The sequence below is a fragment of the Vibrio sp. 070316B genome (genome assembly GCF_013114115.1).
In the GTDB taxonomy this organism is placed as follows: domain Bacteria; phylum Pseudomonadota; class Gammaproteobacteria; order Enterobacterales; family Vibrionaceae; genus Vibrio; species Vibrio chagasii_B.
In genome coordinates, this window is record NZ_VTYC01000021.1 from 79,443 (window position 1) to 86,020 (window position 6,578).

The following is a 6,578-nucleotide window of genomic DNA, read 5'->3' on the forward strand; positions in this document are numbered from 1 at the left end:
AATCATGGAATCGACTCAAATGATGCAACCTAAGCTGCTAATTCAACGACGAGTACAGCCTTTACTGGCTCGGTTAAGCAAGGACAACGTGATTCTATTTGGGCTATTGGCATTTTTGTCTGTAGTCATGACGCTGTTTATTCTGATGCCATTGTGGGCGATGCTGAAAAAAAGTGTTCAGAATACTGATGGCGAATTTGTCGGTTTACAGAATTTCGCGACCTATTTCGCTTCTCAAAGCCTTTGGCAATCTGTGGGTAACACTTTTACGCTTGGCATATTGGTAACGACAGTGGTTGGTGTTTTAGCGTTTGGTTACGCTTATGCGTTGACTCGGTCATGTATGCCTTTTAAGGGGCTATTTCAGGTATTAGGCTCTGCGCCGATCCTTGCGCCTTCATTACTTCCTGCAATTAGTCTGATTTTCCTATTTGGTAACCAAGGCATTGCCAAAGAACTCCTCGGTGGCAACTCGGTATATGGCTTAATTGGCATCTCATTAGGCCTGATATTCTGGACGTTTCCACATGCCTTGATGATTCTAACCACTTCACTCAGAACGTCCGACGCCCGTCTTTATGAGGCAGCACGTGCACTGAATACGTCGTCGCTCAAAACCTTTTTTATGGTTACCTTACCTGCAGCAAAATACGGATTAATCAGCACCCTTATCGTGGTGTTTACGCTGGTGGTTTGTGATTTTGGTGTACCGAAGGTGATTGGTGGTAGCTACAATGTTTTGTCGACGGATATCTTTAAACAGGTAGTAGGGCAGCAGAACTTCTCAATGGGTGCAGTAACCAGTATTTTACTGCTGTTGCCTGCATTATTAGCCTTTACGGTTGATCGCTGGGTTCAAAAGAAGCAGAAGAGCTTATTTGATACTCGTTCTGTCGCGTACCAACCAGAACCAAATACCGTGCGTGATGGAGCATGTTTCCTGTATTGTGCTGTGATATCAGCAGCTGTGGTGATCGTGCTTGGTATGGCGGTATACGGCTCTATGGTCACCTTTTGGCCTTGGAACAAAGCGCTGACATTGAACAACTACAACTTTGCTGAGATGAGTACCTATGGTTGGACTCCATTCTTCAACTCACTAACGCTAGGCGCATGGACTGCCATTATCGGTACCGTATTGATTTTCTTGGGGGCATATTGCATTGAGAAAGGTAGAGCGTTTGGCCCTGTTCGTCAGGCGATGCAGATGCTCAGTGTTGTGCCAATGGCCGTTCCTGGGATGGTGTTGGGTTTGGGGTATATCTTCTACTTCAATGACTTGAGCAATCCACTTAACTTCTTATATGGCACAATGGCGTTCTTGGTTATCAATACCGTGGTTCACTATTACACGGTTGGGCACATGACGGCATTAACTGCATTGAAGCAGCTGCCTGCAGAAATTGAAGCCACTGCAGCCTCGGTAAACCTACCGCAATACAAGTTGTTCTTTAAAGTAACGGTACCAGTTTGTCTGCCTGCGATTTTAGATATTGCGACATACCTGTTTATTAATGCACTTACCACCACATCTGCGGTAGTATTCTTGTATTCTACCGATACGATACCTGCGTCAGTTTCAGTACTGAATATGGACGGCGCGGGGCAAACCGGTGCAGCAGCAGCCATGGCGGTAATGATCATGATATCTGCAGCGAGTGCGAAGTTGATTCATATGTTAATCAATAAGTTATTTGAGAAGCGCACCCAAGCTTGGCGCAAGCGCTAGCGAACCATTGTAGATTGCAGTTGGCCAAGGAGTGGCTGACGACAAGAACAAGAATGAAAGGAAATTAAGTGCAGTACGTAAAAATCAAAGATGTCATCGTAGAGCAGATAGAGTCTGGGATGTTAACACCGCGACAAAAGCTGCCTGCGGAACGTAAGCTTGCTGAGTCGTTTGATACAACACGCGTTACGTTACGTGAAGCGTTATCTTCGCTCGAAGCGGAAGGGCGCATTTATCGAGAAGATCGACGAGGTTGGTTTATCTCGCCAGCACCACTTCGTTACGATCCAACACAAACATTGAACTTCACTAATATGGCTCTGGCGCAGAATCGTAAGCCGAAAACTGAGCTGATCTCTGCCAAGGGAATGCTCGCCACGAAGGAGGCGACTAAGCTCCTTGAACTGCCTCCTTTCTCGGATGTTTATCGCGTAGATAGAGTTCGTTATCTTGAAGATAGGCCTGTTGTGTATGTGACAAACTACATTCGACCAGAGCTATTTCCTAACTTGCTCGATTATGACCTGTCTAAATCACTAACGGACATCTACCGTGAGCACTTTGGTGTGGTGTATCAGAAGATTCGTTACCGTGTGAGTACAACGTCTTTGCTGGGTGAAACCGCGCAAGCACTGCGTGCAACTTCTGGCTCTCCTGCAATGGTGGTAGAGCGTGTTAACTACAATCAAAACGGCGATTTGATTGACTGTGATATTGAGTATTGGCGTCATGATGCAATCAGTATTGAATCGATAGCTCAACTCGAACGCTAATCACTTTGACACTGTGTTAGTTAACTAACGGGTCCCTGATAATTCTGTAGGGGCGTCCGGTTTCAATGATTTAAGGTCTCTCATCCAGAGACCTTTTTTATCACTTCAATTAAGCTGTTGCTTTTATTTTATATTTACTAATGATTTAGGAACGAAATGGAATTCTCTGCCATCATCATCGTGATTATTTCGGCTCTACTGCATGCGGGCTGGAATGTTCTAGGTAAATCAAACCAAGGCTCTGGCTCATCCTTCTTCTTAGCGTCTGGCTTTGCCGCTGCCGCGATATTGACTCCTTATCTTATCTGGTATGTCGAGAATGTTGGCTTTGCAAACATCTCTCTTCCATTTTGGCAATTAGTTTTGCTGAGTGGGATCTGCCAAATTATTTATCTAATTGGTTTAGGCATCGCCTATAAGCAAGCTGATATTGGTGTTATCTATCCAATGGCACGAGCGCTACCAGTGCTGATGGTTGGTTTGGGAACCGTATTGATTGGCTATGAGTTGTCACTGAATCAATGGATTGGCTTTGCGCTGATCACATTAGGCTGTTTGTTTGTTCCATTGAAACAGTTCTCCGACCTGAGGATCAAGGCTTACCTAAACCTTGGCGTACTTTGGGCGTTAATCGCCGCTATCGGCACCACTGGCTATTCAATCATTGATAAAGAGGCGCTTCTGTTATTGGAGCCTTTAAGTACACCGGTTATTACCAATAAACACACTGCAATTTTTTATTTAGGTATCCAGTTTTGGGCAATAGTGATTCCGCTGAGTATTTGGCTATTTATAACCAACCAAAGAGTCGAGTTTACTAACGCATGGATACTACGTAAAAAAGCGACGGTTGCAGGCATTATGATGGCCTCGACCTATGGCTTAGTGTTGTTTGCAATGACCATGACAGAGAACGTCAGCCTGGTTGTGGCACTTAGGCAAGTCAGTATCATCTTCGGCGTAGTGATGGGGATCTACTTTTTAAAGGAAAAGTGGCACATGACTCGCGGTGTAGGCGTCGTTTTTATCATTGCCGGTTTAGTTATCTCACTGATTTAAAAAGCGCCTACTAGGCTATCTTGCTTTGAGAGATAGAAAATGCTCTCTGGCATTAGAAAGTAAAACGCCCTGAACGATGGATTGATCGTTAAGGGCGTTTTCTTATTTGGTCTTGAGGCAGGCTACGTGGTGATTGACCTAGTCTGCGAGAGCTTGAGCATCTTGTTGCTTGATTACCTTATGCCCATCTTCACTGACGCCACGTTTCCAGTAGCTACTGATGTAGATGTTCTCTTTTGCGACTTCTTTTTCGTTTCTGAAGTACTGTCTGAGTTCACGCATGCTTTCAAATTCACACGCTGTCCATACTGAAACCTGACCGTCTAACCACGTTAAGCTGCGAACCGTTTGGGATAGTGTTTCTGATGTTTCATCTTCAATTAGCCAAGTGATCTTGATGCCTTCAGGGGCTTCTAGCTCTTGCTTGTCTGCTGCTGAATTGATCTGGATAACAGCGTGCCCTGTTGCGTCTTCTGGCAGTGTTTTTACTTTTGCGGAGAGCGCAGGGAGTGAAGTCATATCTGCCACTAAGAAGAACCAATCTGACTCTAGGTTCAGCCCCTGAATTAAACCTGGGCCAGCCACTGAAATAGTATCACCAACTTGTGCGCTCATTGCCCATCTCGCAGCAAAGCCACATTGAAGATCTTTAGTGATATGGCGAACGAAATCGACTTCGATGAACTTCTCTACAGGATTGTAGTGGCGAATGGTGTAGGTGCGCATGGTTGGACGCTCACCTTCATTTAATTGACTCAAGTCGGTGGTGCCTAGTGGCGAGAATAGTAGCTTGATGTAGCCGCCTACACATTCAGCAGGGTACTTACTTAATCCCTCACCGCTAAACGTAATACGCTGCATGTTTGGAGTAATGGTTGAGGTTTGAGTAACGGTTAATGTGATAGGGCTAGGCTTGCTCATATAAGGCTCTCTTAGATTTTGATGCCCACATAATAATCTCGAACCAGAAAACACTCAATACTAATAATTATCATTTACTATAATTTACATAATGAAAATCCAAAGGTGAGATTTTTTATAAATCATTAAAAATATAGACAAAAAAGCCCTTCAGAAAACTGAAGGGCTTGATGGGTTAGGTCGGTTGAACGTGAGAGTAGTTAGCTGTTAGCTTGTTCTAGTTCAATCGTTTCATCAGCGGCTTTTGCTGCTTCTAGCATCTTACGAATAATGAAAGATGCACCCATTGCAATACCTACCATTACTACCGCAAGAACAGTCAGCATTTGGAAGTAGTCGCCGTAAACTGTTTGAACGATCTCTTGTGTGATCTCTTGACCTTTCTCTAGTGCAATTGACGTTGAGAATACCGCGCCAACGATACCTGATAGTGCGATTGCTACAGAGAATAAGCTTACAGAGAAGTTCTCGATGTGCTTAGGTGCCACAGACAGGATGAACGCCACTACCATAGAGCCCACAATTACTTCACCGAATGCTAGGAAGAAATGGATCGCTAGGAATACTTCAGGACGAATCAGAACGTCTTCACCAACGGTAGTCACTGCCATCGTCAGGATACCAAAAGCGATAGCCGTCAGGATGAAAGAGAAACCTACTTTCGTTGCTGTAGAGAAGTTGATGTTTTTCTTTTCTAGGCTAGAGAAGATACCGGCGATGATAGGGCCAGCCACCATACACCATAGTGGGTTCATTGCCATTGATGCTTCTGGTGCAACAGGAATGAAGCCAAATAGATCACCACGCATGGTGTTGATTGCCACCATTGTCATCGATGTCATCATTTGGCCGTAGTACACGAAGAAACATGTAGTCAGGAATGTGATGATTAAGATCGTGCCCATTTTCAGCATGTCTGATTTCTTTGATTTCACCATCAAAGAGACAAAGTAGATAATGGCGGCAGCACCGATCGCGTAAACGATGTTTTGGCCAATATCCATGTTAGAGAACATGAAAAATACTAAGCCGATCATTGCTGCAGATAAGCCTAGGAAAGCAGCCCAGTTTTTAGTGCTTACTGGTTGCTGGTCGATCTCAGCACTTGCTTCAACAAGGCCTTTACGGACAAACAACATCATCAGTAGTGCCGCGCCTGCTAGAACAGCAGACAGAAGGAAGCCACCGTGGAAGCCAACAACAAGCACTAGCATTGGGAACAGATATTGACCTAGTAGAGCACCAATATTGTTTACTGAGTAGTTGATAGGGTAGCAGTTTTCAAAATCTTCTTGTGTTTTGAACGTGCGTTTGTAGAGACTTGGGTAAGAAGGAGACATCAAACCACGTGCATAACTTGCTAACGCAATACCACACAATGCCATAGGAACATTGGTTGCTGCTGCGCCGAGTACCAGTAAAACGTAACCACTCGCGAATCCTAGGAAAGCGATAGTTAGAGATCGGTAAGCACCTAAGAATTTGTCGGCGATGAAACCACCGGCAATAGCAAACAGCGGTCCGATTGCAGAGAAAGCACCAACCACCATCATGGTGTCGGCTTCGTTGTAGTTCAGGTCCTCAAGGAAGAAACGAGTCAAGATCACCATGACGCCATAGAACGAAAGTCCAAACATCATTTGGCAGAACATCATTGATTTGTTTAATCTATTCCACATTATTTTATTCTCACATTAGTATTAATATGTAGTGTAATTGCCCAATTATAATACCATTGATAGCAATACATAAACTGAAACATCTATCCCAAACCGGACTTTGCTCGATATATCTTTTCTTATGAGTACATTCATATTTTTCATGAATGAAATTTGCAATGTTAGATTTTGCTAGTGGATGTATGATTGTGTGAAAATTAGTCGGTTTCATTTGTGGCTAAGTAATGAACTATTAAAGGAAAAATTAGCGAGATTCATTCGGTAAATGCTTTTAAGTGAGTATCACTTTCAATTGCCGGTTGGGTTCGAGCCAATAAAAAAGGTTCATCGCGGCTTTCCGGGGAAAGCCGCTTTTATCTTCAAGAAGAAGTAGTCTGTATCTCGATACCCATATCCCATTCGCTTGATTAGCTTTAT

5 protein-coding genes are annotated in these 6,578 nt (G+C 43.9%); 3 read left to right on the forward strand and 2 right to left on the reverse strand.

Annotated elements, in window-relative coordinates:
* Positions 1-19: 19 nt before the first annotated feature.
* The 3 genes from F0251_RS16185 (at position 20) to F0251_RS16195 (ending at position 3,561) form a co-directional block, all read left to right on the forward strand.
* Positions 20-1,729 (forward strand): putative 2-aminoethylphosphonate ABC transporter permease subunit, encoded by a 1,710-nt coding sequence (locus F0251_RS16185; protein WP_171731360.1) that lies wholly within the window; start codon positions 20-22, stop codon positions 1,727-1,729.
* 68 nt (positions 1,730-1,797) lie between these two features.
* Complete coding sequence (gene phnR, locus F0251_RS16190) at positions 1,798-2,502, forward strand: phosphonate utilization transcriptional regulator PhnR (protein WP_061031211.1); 705 nt, start codon at positions 1,798-1,800, stop codon at positions 2,500-2,502.
* 156 nt (positions 2,503-2,658) lie between these two features.
* Positions 2,659-3,561, forward strand: coding sequence for an EamA family transporter (locus F0251_RS16195; protein ID WP_171731361.1), 903 nt, complete (start codon positions 2,659-2,661; stop codon positions 3,559-3,561).
* Positions 3,562-3,699: 138 nt separating this feature from the next.
* On the opposite strand, the gene F0251_RS16200 is transcribed toward F0251_RS16195, so the two are convergent.
* Both F0251_RS16200 and F0251_RS16205 read right to left on the reverse strand, forming a co-directional pair.
* The gene (locus F0251_RS16200) at positions 3,700-4,482 is read right to left on the reverse strand and encodes a siderophore-interacting protein (RefSeq protein ID WP_105058009.1); all 783 of its coding nucleotides are present in this window, start codon (positions 4,480-4,482) and stop codon (positions 3,700-3,702) included.
* A gap of 200 nt (positions 4,483-4,682) precedes the next feature.
* Entirely contained in the window at positions 4,683-6,161 is a 1,479-nt protein-coding gene (locus F0251_RS16205) for a peptide MFS transporter (RefSeq protein ID WP_081090286.1), read from the reverse strand.
* Positions 6,162-6,578: the final 417 nt, after the last annotated feature.

What these genes read in the sequence shown, in the direction of transcription:
- F0251_RS16185 (WP_171731360.1), top strand. Translation starts at nt 20, where the DNA reads ATGATGCAACCTAAGCTGCTAATTCAACGACGAGTACAGCCTTTACTG.
- F0251_RS16195 (WP_171731361.1), top strand. Translation starts at nt 2,659, where the DNA reads ATGGAATTCTCTGCCATCATCATCGTGATTATTTCGGCTCTACTGCAT.
- F0251_RS16200 (WP_105058009.1), bottom strand. Translation starts at nt 4,482, where the DNA reads ATGAGCAAGCCTAGCCCTATCACATTAACCGTTACTCAAACCTCAACC.
- F0251_RS16205 (WP_081090286.1), bottom strand. Translation starts at nt 6,161, where the DNA reads ATGTGGAATAGATTAAACAAATCAATGATGTTCTGCCAAATGATGTTT.